The sequence below is a fragment of the Nocardia tengchongensis genome (assembly GCF_054781395.1).
This window is the reverse complement of the sequence record NZ_BAAGUM010000006.1, coordinates 356,845-370,895: the sequence shown is the minus strand read 5'-3', so window position 1 is coordinate 370,895 and position 14,051 is coordinate 356,845. Positions and strand designations below refer to the sequence as shown.

The window sequence follows — 14,051 nt, the reverse complement described above, 5'->3', positions numbered from 1 at the left end:
GGACAATCGCATCCCGACGATGATTCCCTCACTCCGCCCGGGCTACTGGCAGCAGGACGGATTCTGGACCGACGCCTCCGACAACCGGCAGCCGGTCGGCGGCGCGGGCGTCACCACCGCGTATGTGCTGAGCGAGCAGGGCAATCGGATCGCGATCCTGGATCCGTGGTTGCCCGGCGGCGATCCCACCGCGCCCGACGACTACTCCTACGAGATGCCCACTCCGAAGCACGGCCGCTACGAGGCGGTCAACCTCAGCTCGGCGGGCTCGACCACGCTGGTGATCAACCGGTTCGGCGACATGTACACCCGACTGTGGGATTTCGACATGTCCGGCGCGGACGACATCTTCTTCCGCTATTCCTACGACGATCAGCGCGGCAAGCCGGCGGCGCCCAACCTGAGCATGGACGAGATCGACACGCTCTTCGGTCCGAAGGCGTACGCCGCCAACCAGCTGCCCGCCCCGGACTGGGTGCGGCAGCCCAAGATTCCGGGTGAGATCACTTCGGCGGTCAGCATCCATCAGACCGGCGGGGACTCCTCGGACCGGGAGCTGCGCGTCGAGGGTCGCAGCGGCGGCCGGACCGGGTACTGGCACAAGCCGGTCGATCCGGACGCGAGCTGGAGCTTCGAGGCGACCGGCGCGGGCCTGACCGCGGATCTGTTCGACAATCGCCCCGGCGACCACTCCGACGAGACCCTGGCCGGGCCGTCCGGGATCGACTACGGGTATGCCGATCCGGCCCAGTGGACCTTGGGCACAACCGATTTCGACTATGCCGCCTCGCCCGCGCCGCTGCGACTGTGTGCCGGTGAGGCGTGCGTGGACCTGCGCCTGCACCTGGTGGACGGCCTGCGACTGCTGCGAGCCGCCGACGGCCTCACCGGTGCGCCCCGCGAATATCTCGCCGCGATCGAGGTCCCGCAGTCCGTGCTCGACGAGCTGCCGGAACAGCCCCCGGCCCTGGCCGCAGCCATCCGAACTCTCACCGGCACAGCCAGATTCCGAGAGTTCAAGGCGACCGCGACCCTCGATGACCTGACCCTGCCACTGCCGGGCGGCCCGATCGTGCTGCGCCGAACGCGCTGACCTACTGGAGGTCGTCGGACAGCGCCGCGGCGACCTCCGTCAGCAGCGGCGCGGCCCGCTCGACCAGCTCCTCGGTCATGCGTCCCACCGGGCCGGACACGGAAATCGCCAGCCGGGCAGGCGCCTTCGGGACGGCGACGGCCACGCATCGCACGCCCAGCTCCTGCTCGCCCTCGTCCATGGCGTACCCGGTGCGCGCGGCCTGCTCGAGCTGGCGAGCGAATTCCTCGGGTTCGGTGATGGTGGTGTCGGTGTAGCGCGGCATTCCGGTGCGCCGCAACAGTTCCCGGGTGAGGTCCGGCGGTGATCCGGCCAGGATCGCCTTGCCGACGGCCGTGCAGTGCGGCAGCACCCGGCGCCCCACTTCGGTGAACATCCGCATGGAGTGCCGCGACTGCACCTGTGCCACATAGACGATCTGATCGCCGTCGAGCATCGCCATGTTCGCGGACTCGCCCAGTTCGTCGACCAGCCGCGCCAGGTGCGGCCGGGCCAGCACCGACAGCATCTGGGAGGAGCTCTCGCCGAGCTTGATCAGCTTGGGGCCCAGCACATATTTCCGCGACGGCTCCTGGTGCAGGTAGCCGAGATCCACCAGGGTGCGGACCAGGCGGTGGATGGTGGGCAGCGGCAGTCCGGAGGCGGTGGCCAGCTGGGAAAGCCCCATCATGCCGCCCTCGTCGGCCATGAGTTCCAGTAGTCCGAACGCGCGCTCGATGGATTGCACACCCCCGGTGCCGCCCTTGGACTCCCTCGCTGCGGGCACCCGGTCCTCCTTAGTTTTTCCGAATGCCGGAATAGTAGCCTGGGGCGCATGCGGCTACGCGCGGAGTTCACGACCGAACCGTTCCACGGCGAAGGGGAGGCGCCGCCGCATGCGCTGGCGGCCCTCGAGCTCGCCGAATCGGCCGGTTTGGAGTGCGATTTCGGTCCGCTCGGCACCTCGGTGGCCGGGTCGGACGAGCGGCTGCTGCCGGTGCTGGGCGAGATCATGGTGACCGCCTTCGCGCACGGCGCGACCCGGGTGACCATGCAGGTCGAACAGGATGACTGAGGGTTCGCCGGTGGATGCTTCCCACCCGGTTCTGGTGACTCTCGCACCACTGCTGGAGAAGACCGGCGGGCGGCTGGTGCCCGCGCACGAGGCGACCGCCGAGGATGTCCCGCTGGTGTGGGAGGGGCAGACGCTGGCGTGTGTGCGCTTCGGTCAGCCGGAGGCCGACACGCTGGGCGGTCTGGAGCGGCTGCTCGACGAGGTGGCTGCCGAACTGGGCGGTCCACTCACCGAGTTGCCGCGCGTCGACAAGCAGCGTGCCGTGCGGTTGCTGGAAGAGCGCGGCGCGTTCACCTTCCGCAAGTCCGCCGAGACGGTGGCGGCGGCGCTGGGCGTCACCCGCTTCACCGTCTACAACTACCTCAACCGCGAGCGCGCCTGACCGCTCCGCGGCGCTCACCATTGCGCTGACCTGCACCCTCTGTATATTTTCAACAAACTGTTGACGGGTTGTTGTGGCCCGTGCCACTCTTCTCGGGTGGCGGAATCACCCTTCCGTTATCCGAGAGAGGTTGCGCCGATGGTGACGTTGAGCGAATTCAATTCGACAGCCGGTGATCGACTCCGGCCGGACCTGCTGACCTGCTGTGACGTGCCCGCCTGGGTCGACAGCCTGCTGGCCGACCGGCCCTATGCCGACATCGACGGCCTGCTCGCCCGGGCCGACGAACTCGCCGGCGCCCTGACCGGAGCCGATGTGAACCGCGCGCTGGCCGCGCACCCCCGCATCGGCGAGCGGGTCAGCGGCACCGGGACCGGATCGGCCTGGTCGCGGCAGGAACAGGCCGGGGTCGGGCAGGACGCGGCCGTCTCGGCCCAGCTGCTCGACGGCAACCGCGCCTACGAGCAGCGGTTCGGCCGGGTCTTCCTGATCTGCGCCACCGGCCTCTCCGCCGAGCAGATCCTCACGAATCTGCGCGAGCGCCTCACCAATGACGATGCCGCCGAGGCGGCCGTGGTGGCCGGAGAATTGCGCAAGATCGCCGTCCTCCGCCTGCGAAAGGTCTTCGAACAATGAGCACCATTACGACGCACATCCTGGACTCCGCGCTCGGCAAGCCCGCCGCCGGCGTCCCGGTCCGGCTGGAACACCTCGGCCCCGAGACCCGGGTGCTGGCCGAGGGCAAGACCGATGACGACGGCCGCATCCGCGACCTCGGCCCCGAGGGCCTCGAGGCGGGGCACTACCGGCTCACCTTCGACATCGAGTCCTATTCCGCCGCAACGCGACAGACCTACTTCTATCCCACGGTGTCGATCACGTTCATCGTGGCGGGCGAGCCCGGCGAGCACTACCACGTGCCCCTGCTGATGAGCCCCTTCGCCTATTCCACCTACCGAGGAAGCTGAACTCACATGGCAATCAAGCTGGGACAGAACCAGTACGGCAAGGCCGAGAACCGCGTCGTCCGTGTCTACCGCGACACCCCGCGCCACCAGATCCGCGACCTGAACGTCTCCTCGGCGCTGCGCGGCGAGTTCGCCGATGCCCACATCACCGGTGACCAGGGCGACGTGCTGCCCACCGACACCCAGAAGAACACCGCCTTCTCCTTCGCCAAGGAGAAGGGCGTGCACTCCATCGAGGAGTTCGGCCTCACCCTCGCCGACCACTTCATCTCCCGCGCCCCCACCGCCACCGGCGCGCGTGTGGAGGTCGAGGAGTACTCCTGGGATCGCATCGAGGTCGACGGCTCCGGCCACGACCACTCGTTCGTGAAGTCGGGCCAGGGCATTCGCACCACCGTGGTGAACGTCGACGGCGTCGGCCCGGATCGGGTGGCGCACGTGGTATCCGGGGTGCGGGACCTGACCCTGCTCAAGACCACCGGCTCGGAATTCCACGGCTTCTTCAAGGACAAGTACACCACTCTGCAGCCGACGAACGACCGCATCATGGCGACCTCGCTGGTGGCCAAGTGGCGCTACAACCACACCGACGTCGACTGGGACAAGACCTACGACGCCATCCTCAAGACCATCCTGCGGCAGTTCGCCGTGGTGCACTCGCTCGCGCTGCAGCAGACCCTGTACTCCATGGGCCGCGCGGTGCTCGAGCAGTTCACCGAGGTCGCCGAGATCCGTTTCTCCGCACCGAACAAGCACCACTTCCTGGTGGACCTCAGCCCCTTCAACGTGGAGAACTCGGGCGAGGTCTTCATCGCCGCGGATCGCCCCTACGGCCTCATCGAGGCCACCGTCGAGCGCGACGACGCCCGCGAAGCCGGCAACGCCTGGCTCGCCACCCCCGGCTTTTGCTGACGGGACTCAGCCGGATCCCCCTCTTCCTGAACTAGGAGGTGCGGCGATGGGCGATGACCAGAGCCGCGTGTCAGTGATCGTCACCCGTCCCGAGGATGCTCGACATTCGTTGGGGCAGTTGGCGATCTACGGAACTCAGCACATCCTGACGATGTACGGCGGCGTGATCGCGCCGCCACTGATCGTCGGCGGTGCGGCCGGGCTCTCGGTGTCGGACATGGCTCTGCTGGTGACAGCGGGCCTGTTCCTCTCCGGCCTGGCCACCCTGCTCCAGACCCTCGGAATCGGGCCGGTCGGCTCCAGATTGCCGATCGTGCAGGGCATTTCGTTCGCCAGCGTCTCCACGATGGTAACCATCGCGAGCGACGGCGGACTCCGGCCGGTCTTCGGGGCGATCATCGTCGCCGGTCTGATCGGCCTGGCGCTGTCCAGCTTCTTCGCCAAGCTGGTGCGCCTGTTCCCGGCGGTGGTGACCGGGACGATCATCACGGTGATCGGACTCTCGTTGCTGCCCACCGCATTCCGGTGGGCGATGGGCAACAATCCGAAGGCCGCCGATTACGGCTCCATGGGCAATATCGGTTTCGCCGGGCTCACGCTGCTCATCATCCTGGTGATCAGCAGGCTGTTCCAGGGCGCGATCTCACGGCTGTCGATCCTGCTGGGCCTGGCGGTCGGCACGGTGCTCGCCGTGCTCACCCACCACGCCGACTTCGGTGCGGTGAAGGACGCGAAAATCATTGCGCTGCCGCCGATCCTGCACTTCGGCGGGCCGACCTTCGAGGTCGGGGCGATCGTGTCGATGACCATCGTGATCCTGGTGATCATGACCGAGACCACCGCCGACATCCTCGCCATCGGTGAGATCGTCGGCACCGAGGTGGATTCCGCGCGAGTGGCGGCCGGTCTGCGGGCCGACATGCTGTCCACGACCGTCGCGCCGGTGTTCGGCAGCTTCCCGTGCAGCGCTTTCGCGCAGAACGTGGGTCTGGTGGCGCTGACCGGCATCAAGAGCCGGTTCGTGGTCGCCGCGGGCGGTTTGGTGCTGGTGCTGCTGGGGCTGTTCCCGGTGGTGGGCGCGGTGGTGGCCGGGATTCCGTATCCGGTGCTGGGCGGTGCGGGCATCGTGCTGTTCGGCTCGGTGGCGGCGAGCGGTATCCGCACGCTGGCGCGGGTGGACTTCACCGACAATCTGAACATGGTCATCGTCGCGGTGGCCTTGGGTGTGGGCTTGATTCCGATTGCCGCGCCGACGTTCTGGGACAAGTTCCCGACCTGGCTCGGGGTGATCATGCACTCCGGGATCAGTGCCACCGCCGTGGTGGCGATCGTGTTGAACCTGGTGTTCAACGAGATCACCAGTGGAAACCGGGCGGGCGCTTCGGTGTTCGCCGCAGCCGAGGACCTGAAGGACGATCTGGGCGAACGCCTGGACGACGACATCCGCGACTGACTCGGCAACTTCGTATATTTCCTGCTCTACCGGCCGGTAGCTCCCGGAACTCTCTTGACGGGCTTGTTCCGGGAGCTCTAGCATTTTCATATACCGAAAAAACATTTCCGCATTATGGAAAACAGCGGAGAACCTGCGGGAACGACTGGAGGGATTCCTGATGACCCACACGCTGAACTACGCCGTGAACTGCTCGCTGCTGTACACCGAGCTGCCCGTCCTGGAGCGCCCGGAAGCCGTGCGGCAGGCCGGATTCGACGCCATCGAGTTCTGGTGGCCGTTCGCCGAGGCGGTCCCGTCCGACAAGGATGTGGACGCCTTCGTGACCGCGGTCCAGAACGCGGGCGTGCAGCTGATCGGCCTGAACTTCTTCGCCGGTGACATGCCGGGCGGCGACCGCGGCCTGGTCTCCTGGCCGGCTCGCGCTGCCGAGCTCGAGGACAACATCGACGTCACCGTGGGCATCGGAGAACGCCTGGGCACCAAGGCTTTCAACGCCCTCTACGGCAACCGCGTCGACGACGCCACCCCCGAGCAGCAGGACGAGCTGGCCGTCGAGAACCTCTCCGTCGCAGCGCTGGCCGCCGCCCGCATCGGGGCCACCGTGCTGGTCGAACCCGCCTCCGGCGCACCGCGTTACCCGCTGCTGACCGCCGCCGACGGCCTCGCCGTCATCGACAAGGTGCAGGCGCATTCCGGGGTATCGAACATCGGCCTGCTCGCCGACCTCTACCACCTCGCCGTCAACGGCGACGACGTGGACAAGGTGATCACCGAGCACACCGACCGCATCGCTCACGTGCAGATCGCCGACAACCCCGGCCGCAACGAGCCCGGCACCGGTGAACTGCAGCTCGAGCTCCAGCTCACCGACCTCGCCTCGCGCGGCTACCGCGGCTGGGTCGGCCTCGAGTACAAGCCTTCCGGCCGTTCCGAGGACGCCTTCGAATGGCTGCCGCGCGAGCGCCGAGCCGCCAAGTAGACCGAAAACTTTTGACATTCAACGACTTAGGGAACAGATCATGACCAACATCGCTTTCATCGGCCTCGGCATCATGGGCAGCCCGATGGCCGTCCACCTGCAGAACGCCGGCCACGCCGTCAAGGGCTTCGACCGCAGCCCCGCGCAGGCGCAGCCGCTGGTCGACGCGGGCGGCCGGGCCGTCACCTCCATCGCCGACGCCGTGCGCGGCGCCGACGTCATCGCCGTGATGGTGCCGGACTCCCCGCACGTGCAGGAGGTGCTGGCCGGGGAGAAGGGTGTTTTCGAGACCGCCGAGCCCGGCGCGCTGATCATCGACTTCTCGTCCATCCGCCCGGACGTCACCCAGGAGCTGGCCAAGCAGGCCGCCGAGCGTGGCTTCCGCCTGCTCGACGCCCCCGTCTCCGGTGGTGAGCCGGGCGCGGTCAACGCCACCCTGTCGATCATGGTCGGCGGCGCGGCCGAGGACTTCGCCACCGCCGAGCCGCTTTTCGACACCGTCGGCAAGACCATCGTGCACGTCGGCACCAATGGCGCGGGCCAGACCGTGAAGGCCGCCAACCAGCTGATCGTGGCCACCAACATCCAGGCCGTGGCCGAGGCCGTGGTGTTCCTCGAGGCCTACGGCGTCGAGCTGGGTCCGGCACTGGACGTGCTGGGCGGCGGCCTGGCCGGTTCGGCCGTGCTGAACCAGAAGCGCGACAAGATGATCAACCGCGAGTTCGCGCCCGGCTTCCGCATCGACCTGCACCACAAGGACATGGGCATCTTCACCACCGCCGCCCGCGAGGCCGGTCTGGTGACCCCGGCCGGCTCGCTGATCGCGCAGCTGGTCGCCTCGGCCCGCGCCAACGGCGACGGCCACCTGGACCACTCGGCCCTGCTGCGTGGCGTCGAGCGCCTGAGCGGCTCGCTGGACAAGGAGAACTGAGCATGACCCGGATGCGCACCGTCGACGCGGCGGTCCTGATCCTGGAGAAGGAAGGGGCCACACAGGCTTTCGGCCTGCCCGGCGCCGCGATCAACCCCTTCTACAGCGCCATGAAGAAGCACGGCGGCATCAAGCACGTGCTGGCCCGCCACGTCGAGGCCGCCTCGCACATGGCCGAGGGCTTCACCCGGGCGCAGCCCGGCAATATCGGCATCTGCATCGGGACCTCGGGTCCCGCGGGCACCGACATGGTGACCGGCCTGTACGCCGCCTCCGCGGATTCCATTCCGATCCTGTGCATCACGGGCCAGGCGCCCGTGGCCAAACTGCACAAGGAGGACTTCCAGGCCGTCGACATCGCCTCCATCGCCAAGCCGCTGGCCAAGTGGGCCACCACCGTGCTGGAGCCCGCGCAGGTGCCGGGCGCGTTCCAGAAGGCGTTCTGGCTCATGCGCGAAGGCCGCCCGGGCCCGGTGCTCATCGACCTGCCGATCGACGTGCAGCTGGCCGAGATCGAGTTCGACATCGAGACCTACGAGCCGCTGCCGGTCGTGCGCCCCGCCGCCACCCCGGCGCAGGCCGCCAAGGTGCTGGCGATGCTGAACGCCGCCGAGCGTCCGCTGATCATCGCGGGCGGCGGCATCATCAACGCCGACGCCGACGAGCTGCTGGTGAAGTTCGCCGAGCTGACCGGTGTTCCGGTGGTCCCGACCCTGATGGGCTGGGGCACCATTCCCGACGACCACGAGCTGAACGCGGGCATGGTGGGTCTGCAGACCTCCCACATCTACGGCAACGAGTCGCTGCTGGCCGCGGACTTCGTGCTGGGCATCGGTAACCGGTGGGCCAACCGCCACACCGGTGCGCTCGACGTCTACACCAAGGACCGCACCTTCGTGCACGTCGATATCGAGCCGACCCAGATCGGCCGGGTCTTCGCGCCCGACTACGGCGTTGTTTCCGATGCCGGTGCCGCGCTGGAGCAGTTCATCGCCGTCGCCGAATCCCTCGACAAGGTGGGCGGTTTGACCGACCACAGCGAGTGGGTCGAGGAGGTGCGTGCCAAGCGCGCCACCGGTCAGCGCAAGACGCACTTCGAGAACGTGCCGCTGAAGCCGGCGCGCGTGTACGAGGAGATGAACAAGGCGTTCGGCCCGGAAACCCGCTACGTCACCACGATTGGTCTGTCGCAGATCCAGGCGTCGCAGATGCTGCACGTGTACAAGCCGCGGCACTGGATCAACGCCGGTCAGGCCGGGCCGCTGGGCTGGACCCTGCCCGCCGCGCTGGGTGTGGCCACCGCGGTCGAGGACGAGCCGGTCGTGGCGCTGTCCGGTGACTACGACTTCCAGTTCCTGATCGAGGAATTGGCGGTCGGCGCGCAGTTCAACATTCCGTACATCCATGTGCTGGTGAACAACTCGTACCTGGGCCTGATCCGTCAGGCGCAGCGGGCGTTCGACATGGACTACTACGTGCAGCTGGACTTCGAGAACATCAACTCGCCCGAGGTCAACGGTTACGGCGTGGACCACGTGAAGGTCGCGGAAGGGCTGGGCTGCAAGGCGATTCGCGTCTTCGAGCCGCAGGACATCGGTCCCGCGTTCGAGAAGGCCAAGTCGCTGATGGCCGAGTACAAGGTGCCCGTCGTGGTCGAGTGCATTCTCGAGCGCGTCACCAATGTGTCCATGGGCGCGGCCGGGATCGACCAGGTCGTGGAGTTCGAGGAGCTGGCCTCCGCGTTCGCCGACGCCCCGACCGCCACCGTCCCGCTGGACTAGAGGATTCCCATGGCTCGTGTGCTGATCGCCTCCGACAAATTCAAAGGCTCGCTGACCGCGGTGCAGGTCGGGGCCGCCGTGCGAGCCGGAATCCGGCGGACGCGCCCCGACGCCTCGGTGTCGGTGGTGCCGGTCGCCGACGGCGGTGACGGCACCGTCGCCGCCGCCCTCGCGGCCGGGTTCGACGCGGTCCCGTTGACCGCGTCCGGGCCGACCGGGGAACCGGTGCTGACCGCCTACGCCCGCCGCGGCGATCTCGCCGTCGTGGAACTGGCCGACGTGTCGGGCCTGGTGCGGCTGCCGGAAGGCCGCCCGCACCCGATGACCGCCACCAGCCGGGGCACCGGTGAGGTGATGGCGGAGGCGGTGGCGGCGGGCTGCCGCCGCATCGTCCTCGGGATCGGCGGCAGCGCCGGAACCGACGGCGGCGCAGGACTGTTGGAGGCGCTCGGCGCTCGGCTGCTCGACGATGCGGGGCGACCCGTCGGCGACGGCGGGGCGGCGCTCACCCGGGTGGCCTCCATCGACCTGACCGCCCTGCGCGAGCGGATGGACGGCGTCGAGGTCATCGTGGCCTGCGACGTCGACAATCCGCTCACCGGGCCCCTCGGGGCCGCCGCGGTCTACGGACCGCAGAAGGGCGCCGATCCGGCCCAGGTAGCCGAGTTGGACGCCGCGCTCGGGCAGTGGGCGGGGCGGCTGGCTGCCGAGCTCGGGTCGGATCGGCGTGCCGCGGCGGGGGCCGGCGCCGCGGGGGGCGTCGGATTCGCCGCGCTCGCGGTGCTCGGCGCGACCTTGCGGCCCGGCATCGAATTGATGCTGGAGCTGGTCGGATTCGACGAGCGGCTGGCCGGCGTCGACCTGGTCATCACCGGTGAGGGGAAGCTCGACGAGCAGACCCTGCACGGCAAGGCGCCGGCCGGCGTCGCCGCGGCCGCGCGGGCGGCGGGCGTGCCGGTGGTCGCGGTGTGCGGCCGGAACACCTTGCCGCCGGAGCGGTCCCGTGCCGCCGGTTTCGCGGCGGTGTACTCACTCATCGAGATCGAACCGGACGAACAGCGCTGCCTGAGCGCCGGGTTGATGCTGTTGCAGCAGTTGGGCGTTCGCGTCGCGGACGACTATCTACCCGCCGTGGCGGCGACGGTATCCGAGCAGTCCGGAGGCGAAGCATGAAACTGTTGCGAGTAGGGGCCAAGGGCGCCGAGCGGCCCGCGGCCATCGACGAACAGGGAGTGCTGCGCGATGTCTCGGCTGTCGCTGCCGAGATCGACGGTGCGCTGCTGGGTGATCCGGTCGCCCTCGGTGCGATCCAGCGGGCGCTGGCGTCGGGGACCCTGCGCGAGGTGGATGCCGCCGCCCGGATCGGAGCGCCGATCGCCCGTCCCGGCAAGGTGATCGGGGTCGGGCTGAACTACACCGACCACGCCGCCGCCATCGGCGCGGCCATCCCCGAACGCCCGGTCGTGTTCCTCAAGCCGGGCACCACGGTGAGCGGTCCCTACGACGCCATCGAACTGCCGCGCGACAGCGCCGCCACCGATCACGAGGTGGAGCTGGGCGTGGTGATCGGCCGCCGGCTGCGTGACTGCCCCGACGCCGCCACCGCGCTGGGGGCGGTGGGCGGCTATGTCACCGCCAACGACGTCACCGAACGCAATGGCATCGCGGGCGAACCGACCTGGGTGAAAGGCAAGTCCTTCGACACCTTCACCCCGATCGGGCCATGGCTGGTCACCCCCGACGAGGTCGCCCAACCGCAGGCGCTGCGCCTGCACCTGTGGGTCAATGGTGAACAGCGGCAAGCCGGTTCGACCGGCGACATGGTGTCCGGGGTCGGCGAGGTGCTGTGCTACCTGAGCACACTGATGACCCTGGAACCCGGCGATCTGGTGCTCACCGGCACCCCGGCGGGCGTCGCGGTCAGCCGGCCCGAGCCGAAGCCGTATCTGCGCGACGGCGATGTGGTCGTCGTGGAGGTCGCCGGACTCGGCAGGCAGCAGACCCTGGCCACCGGGGTGCGCGGCTGAACCGAACCGTCCCGCACCGCTGAGACTTCCCGCGACGACGCCCGACGCGCTGCTGGGGCGCTGACCTCGTCGCCACGGGATGATTCGAACGGCCCGGCCGCTGTGGAGGCCGGGCCGTTCGTCCTGTCGGGGCCGCTCAGGACTTGTTGCCGCCCAGGCTGAATCGCACGCCGGACGGATCGGCCACCGCCGCCAGCCGCCCGTACGGGGTGTCCTCCGGCGGCCGCACCACGCTGCCGCCCAGCTCCGCGACCTTCCGCACCGAAGCGTCCACCTCCTCGACACCGAAGTACACCGCCCAATACCCGGGCACCGCGGGCGGCAGGAAACTCGACGAATCCATCACGCCACCCAGCATCGGCGTCATGGAATGGATTGTGGTGTAGCGGAATTCGGGCGTCTCGGCGATCGTGAACGGATCCTGCCAGCCGAACGCCTCCCGATAGAACTTCAACGCGTCGTCATAGCTGCGGGTGTGCAGTTCGAACCAGGAGGGCGCGCCCACATGGCCTTCCCACTTCCCGTCGCCCACCACGCCGCGCTGCTCGAACCCGGTCATGGTGCCGGGCTCCCACACCCCGATCCCGACCCCGCCGTTGTCGCCGAACACCCCGAACTTGCCGAGCTCGGCCACCGGCATCACCGGCACCACGGTCCTGCCACCCGCCGCCGTCACCTTCTCGGCCGTGGCCTCGGCATCGGTGCTGGCCAGGTACACCATCCACTGGCTCGGCCCGCCCGAACCGTCGTCGGCCATCCCGCCCGCCACCGCCTTCCCATCCTTGCGGAAGGTGATGTAGTTCCCGTGCTCGGGCGAAACCTCGGCGGTCCAGCCGAACAGCTCACCGTAGAAGGCCATGGCGCCCTCGGGGTCGGTGGTGAAGAGATCGGTCCAGATCGGATCGCCGGGCTGCGTTGAATAGGACATGTCAACTCCTCGAATCGATGTCTTCGTCTCCTGGGAATGGAGACGACACGGCGCTGGGGAAATCATCGCCCGTGACAACTGTCATGGCCGGGAGGTGATGGTTGGCAGATTCGGCGGGGCGGCGGTCTCCGTAGCGTCATTCCTGTAGCGCAGAAACCGATTACAGGAGCTTCCATCATGGCTGACCACACCCTCGCCGCGCCCGCCCCGCAGGCCGCCGGACGGCCGAATGTGCTGCGAATGCTCGCGCCGACGATCCGTGACATCGCGGTGCCCCTCGCCGCCTACTACGTGCTGCACGCCGCGGGCTACTCCGACTTCATCGCCTTGATGGCGGGGGCGCTGTTCTCCGGCGCCGTGGTCCTGGCCGGGGTGATCCGGGCGCGGAAGGTCGACGCGCTGGCCGCGCTCATCCTCGCGGGATTCGCCTTCGGCATCGGCAGTTCGCTGATCAGCGGGGATGCCCGGATGATCATCGTGCGGGACTCGGTCACCACCGCGGCGATCGGGCTCGCCTTCCTGGTCAGCGCGCTGCTCGGCAAGCCCTTGACCTACGTGGCGGCCCGCAAGGGTCTGGCGGGATCCCCCGAGAAGCTGGCCCAGCTGGACCACAAGTTCCGCACCAACCCGCTGGTCCGCCGACTGCTGAACCGGATCGCCCTCATGTGGGGTGTCGGGCTGGCCGGCGAGTCGGTCCTCCGGGTGGTCCTCGTCTACCGTCTGCCCATCCACACCATGACCTGGCTGTCGAGCGTGTTGATGATCGGCGTCACCGCGATCATGACCATCATTACGGTGCGAACGGTCAAGCGGGTCAAGCGAACTGAGCCGATCGAGGAACCGGGTTACGCTTCGATCCATGAGTGAGGGATCGGTTCCGGAACGCACGCTGGCGGGAACCGCTCGGGTGGAAGCGTTCAGCGACGGGGTGATGGCAATTGCCATCACCCTGTTGATTTTGGAGATCCGGGTGCCCGAGCACGAGCCGGGTCGGCTGCTGCAGGCGCTCGGGCATATCTGGCCGTCGTATGTGGCGTATCTGGCGTCGTTCATGACGATCGGGGTGGTGTGGATGAACCACCACACCTTCTTCGGGCGGTTGCGGCGGATCGACCACGTGCTGCGGTGGTGGAATCTGATGCTGCTGCTGGGGATTTCGCTGGTGCCGTTCCCGACCATGGTGGTGGCCGAGAACGTGGTGCACGGGACGCATCGGGACGCGGTGGTGGCGGTCGGGCTGTACGGGATCGTCGGAGTGCTGATGACCGTGCCGTGGGCGCCCATGTGGTGGCGGCTGGCGAAGCGGCCGGAGATGCTGAAGCCGGGGTTGGGCGCGGATTACGCACGGCGCGAGAGCTGGCGGGCCTGGCCCGGGATTCTGGTGTACGGGGTGTGCGTCGGGGTCGGATTCCTGTCGCCGATCGCGGCCCTGGTGCTGTATCTGCTGGTGGCGACGTTCTACGGGTTGAGCAACAAAGGGTGGACGGCGCCGTCGGAGGACGATCCGGACGACGAGTAGCCCTTGCCAAATTAAGCGATT

16 protein-coding genes are annotated in these 14,051 nt (G+C 68.5%); 14 read left to right on the top strand and 2 right to left on the bottom strand.

What is annotated here, in order from left to right:
- Nucleotides 1–19 precede the first annotated feature (19 nt).
- Nucleotides 20–1,093, top strand: a complete 1,074-nt coding sequence (locus tag ACYVKL_RS12790) for a hypothetical protein (RefSeq protein ID WP_379162566.1) — start codon at nucleotides 20–22, stop codon at nucleotides 1,091–1,093.
- A 1-nt stretch (nucleotide 1,094) separates the two neighbouring features.
- On the opposite strand, the gene ACYVKL_RS12785 is transcribed toward ACYVKL_RS12790, so the two are convergent.
- Nucleotides 1,095–1,859, bottom strand: coding sequence for an IclR family transcriptional regulator (locus ACYVKL_RS12785; RefSeq protein ID WP_379162563.1), 765 nt, complete (start codon nucleotides 1,857–1,859; stop codon nucleotides 1,095–1,097).
- A gap of 48 nt (nucleotides 1,860–1,907) precedes the next feature.
- On the opposite strand from ACYVKL_RS12785, the gene ACYVKL_RS12780 reads away from it, so the two are divergent.
- The 11 genes from ACYVKL_RS12780 to ACYVKL_RS12730 all read left to right on the top strand — a co-directional run bounded on the left by ACYVKL_RS12780 (nucleotide 1,908) and on the right by ACYVKL_RS12730 (nucleotide 11,583).
- Nucleotides 1,908–2,147 carry a thiamine-binding protein gene (locus ACYVKL_RS12780; RefSeq protein WP_213559929.1) on the top strand — a complete coding sequence of 80 codons (240 nt, stop codon included), beginning with the start codon at nucleotides 1,908–1,910 and terminating at the stop codon, nucleotides 2,145–2,147.
- Nucleotides 2,140–2,529 (top strand): helix-turn-helix domain-containing protein, encoded by a 390-nt coding sequence (locus ACYVKL_RS12775; RefSeq protein ID WP_379162559.1) that lies wholly within the window; start codon nucleotides 2,140–2,142, stop codon nucleotides 2,527–2,529. The genes ACYVKL_RS12780 and ACYVKL_RS12775 overlap by 8 nt, the downstream gene beginning before the upstream one ends.
- 138 nt (nucleotides 2,530–2,667) lie before the next feature.
- Nucleotides 2,668–3,165: a 2-oxo-4-hydroxy-4-carboxy-5-ureidoimidazoline decarboxylase gene (uraD, locus tag ACYVKL_RS12770; protein WP_379162556.1), complete on the top strand. Its 498-nt coding sequence runs from the start codon at nucleotides 2,668–2,670 to the stop codon at nucleotides 3,163–3,165.
- The gene (gene uraH / locus ACYVKL_RS12765; protein WP_379162553.1) at nucleotides 3,162–3,497 is read left to right on the top strand and encodes a hydroxyisourate hydrolase; all 336 of its coding nucleotides are present in this window, start codon (nucleotides 3,162–3,164) and stop codon (nucleotides 3,495–3,497) included. Before uraD ends, uraH begins: the two co-directional genes overlap by 4 nt.
- Before the next feature lie 6 nt (nucleotides 3,498–3,503).
- Entirely contained in the window at nucleotides 3,504–4,409 is a 906-nt protein-coding gene (pucL, locus tag ACYVKL_RS12760; protein ID WP_379162550.1) for a factor-independent urate hydroxylase, read from the top strand.
- Between the two features lie 46 nt (nucleotides 4,410–4,455).
- Nucleotides 4,456–5,862: a nucleobase:cation symporter-2 family protein gene (locus ACYVKL_RS12755; RefSeq protein ID WP_379162547.1), complete on the top strand. Its 1,407-nt coding sequence runs from the start codon at nucleotides 4,456–4,458 to the stop codon at nucleotides 5,860–5,862.
- A gap of 160 nt (nucleotides 5,863–6,022) precedes the next feature.
- Nucleotides 6,023–6,844, top strand: a complete 822-nt coding sequence (locus ACYVKL_RS12750) for a hydroxypyruvate isomerase family protein (RefSeq protein ID WP_379162544.1) — start codon at nucleotides 6,023–6,025, stop codon at nucleotides 6,842–6,844.
- A gap of 40 nt (nucleotides 6,845–6,884) precedes the next feature.
- Nucleotides 6,885–7,775 carry a 2-hydroxy-3-oxopropionate reductase gene (locus ACYVKL_RS12745; protein ID WP_379162541.1) on the top strand — a complete coding sequence of 297 codons (891 nt, stop codon included), beginning with the start codon at nucleotides 6,885–6,887 and terminating at the stop codon, nucleotides 7,773–7,775.
- Nucleotides 7,776–7,777: 2 nt separating this feature from the next.
- Nucleotides 7,778–9,556, top strand: coding sequence for a glyoxylate carboligase (gene gcl, locus ACYVKL_RS12740; protein ID WP_379162538.1), 1,779 nt, complete (start codon nucleotides 7,778–7,780; stop codon nucleotides 9,554–9,556).
- Nucleotides 9,557–9,565: 9 nt separating this feature from the next.
- The gene (locus ACYVKL_RS12735) at nucleotides 9,566–10,729 is read left to right on the top strand and encodes a glycerate kinase (protein WP_379162535.1); all 1,164 of its coding nucleotides are present in this window, start codon (nucleotides 9,566–9,568) and stop codon (nucleotides 10,727–10,729) included.
- The gene (locus ACYVKL_RS12730) at nucleotides 10,726–11,583 is read left to right on the top strand and encodes a fumarylacetoacetate hydrolase family protein (protein ID WP_379162532.1); all 858 of its coding nucleotides are present in this window, start codon (nucleotides 10,726–10,728) and stop codon (nucleotides 11,581–11,583) included. Before ACYVKL_RS12735 ends, ACYVKL_RS12730 begins: the two co-directional genes overlap by 4 nt.
- Before the next feature lie 136 nt (nucleotides 11,584–11,719).
- Here ACYVKL_RS12730 and ACYVKL_RS12725 read toward each other — a convergent pair whose 3' ends face one another.
- Nucleotides 11,720–12,511 (bottom strand): VOC family protein, encoded by a 792-nt coding sequence (locus ACYVKL_RS12725; RefSeq protein WP_379162529.1) that lies wholly within the window; start codon nucleotides 12,509–12,511, stop codon nucleotides 11,720–11,722.
- Nucleotides 12,512–12,688: 177 nt separating this feature from the next.
- Here ACYVKL_RS12725 and ACYVKL_RS12720 point away from each other — a divergent pair, with 177 nt between their 5' ends.
- Nucleotides 12,689–13,378 (top strand): VC0807 family protein, encoded by a 690-nt coding sequence (locus ACYVKL_RS12720; RefSeq protein ID WP_379162526.1) that lies wholly within the window; start codon nucleotides 12,689–12,691, stop codon nucleotides 13,376–13,378.
- Entirely contained in the window at nucleotides 13,371–14,030 is a 660-nt protein-coding gene (locus tag ACYVKL_RS12715) for a TMEM175 family protein (protein WP_213559941.1), read from the top strand. The genes ACYVKL_RS12720 and ACYVKL_RS12715 overlap by 8 nt, the downstream gene beginning before the upstream one ends.
- Nucleotides 14,031–14,051 lie beyond the last annotated feature (21 nt).

What these genes read in the sequence shown, in the direction of transcription:
- ACYVKL_RS12775 (WP_379162559.1), top strand. Translation starts at nt 2,140, where the DNA reads ATGACTGAGGGTTCGCCGGTGGATGCTTCCCACCCGGTTCTGGTGACT.
- ACYVKL_RS12750 (WP_379162544.1), top strand. Translation starts at nt 6,023, where the DNA reads ATGACCCACACGCTGAACTACGCCGTGAACTGCTCGCTGCTGTACACC.
- ACYVKL_RS12790 (WP_379162566.1), top strand. Translation starts at nt 20, where the DNA reads ATGATTCCCTCACTCCGCCCGGGCTACTGGCAGCAGGACGGATTCTGG.
- ACYVKL_RS12720 (WP_379162526.1), top strand. Translation starts at nt 12,689, where the DNA reads ATGGCTGACCACACCCTCGCCGCGCCCGCCCCGCAGGCCGCCGGACGG.
- uraH (WP_379162553.1), top strand. Translation starts at nt 3,162, where the DNA reads ATGAGCACCATTACGACGCACATCCTGGACTCCGCGCTCGGCAAGCCC.
- ACYVKL_RS12780 (WP_213559929.1), top strand. Translation starts at nt 1,908, where the DNA reads ATGCGGCTACGCGCGGAGTTCACGACCGAACCGTTCCACGGCGAAGGG.
- pucL (WP_379162550.1), top strand. Translation starts at nt 3,504, where the DNA reads ATGGCAATCAAGCTGGGACAGAACCAGTACGGCAAGGCCGAGAACCGC.
- gcl (WP_379162538.1), top strand. Translation starts at nt 7,778, where the DNA reads ATGACCCGGATGCGCACCGTCGACGCGGCGGTCCTGATCCTGGAGAAG.
- ACYVKL_RS12735 (WP_379162535.1), top strand. Translation starts at nt 9,566, where the DNA reads ATGGCTCGTGTGCTGATCGCCTCCGACAAATTCAAAGGCTCGCTGACC.
- ACYVKL_RS12725 (WP_379162529.1), bottom strand. Translation starts at nt 12,511, where the DNA reads ATGTCCTATTCAACGCAGCCCGGCGATCCGATCTGGACCGATCTCTTC.
- ACYVKL_RS12745 (WP_379162541.1), top strand. Translation starts at nt 6,885, where the DNA reads ATGACCAACATCGCTTTCATCGGCCTCGGCATCATGGGCAGCCCGATG.
- uraD (WP_379162556.1), top strand. Translation starts at nt 2,668, where the DNA reads ATGGTGACGTTGAGCGAATTCAATTCGACAGCCGGTGATCGACTCCGG.
- ACYVKL_RS12730 (WP_379162532.1), top strand. Translation starts at nt 10,726, where the DNA reads ATGAAACTGTTGCGAGTAGGGGCCAAGGGCGCCGAGCGGCCCGCGGCC.
- ACYVKL_RS12755 (WP_379162547.1), top strand. Translation starts at nt 4,456, where the DNA reads ATGGGCGATGACCAGAGCCGCGTGTCAGTGATCGTCACCCGTCCCGAG.
- ACYVKL_RS12715 (WP_213559941.1), top strand. Translation starts at nt 13,371, where the DNA reads ATGAGTGAGGGATCGGTTCCGGAACGCACGCTGGCGGGAACCGCTCGG.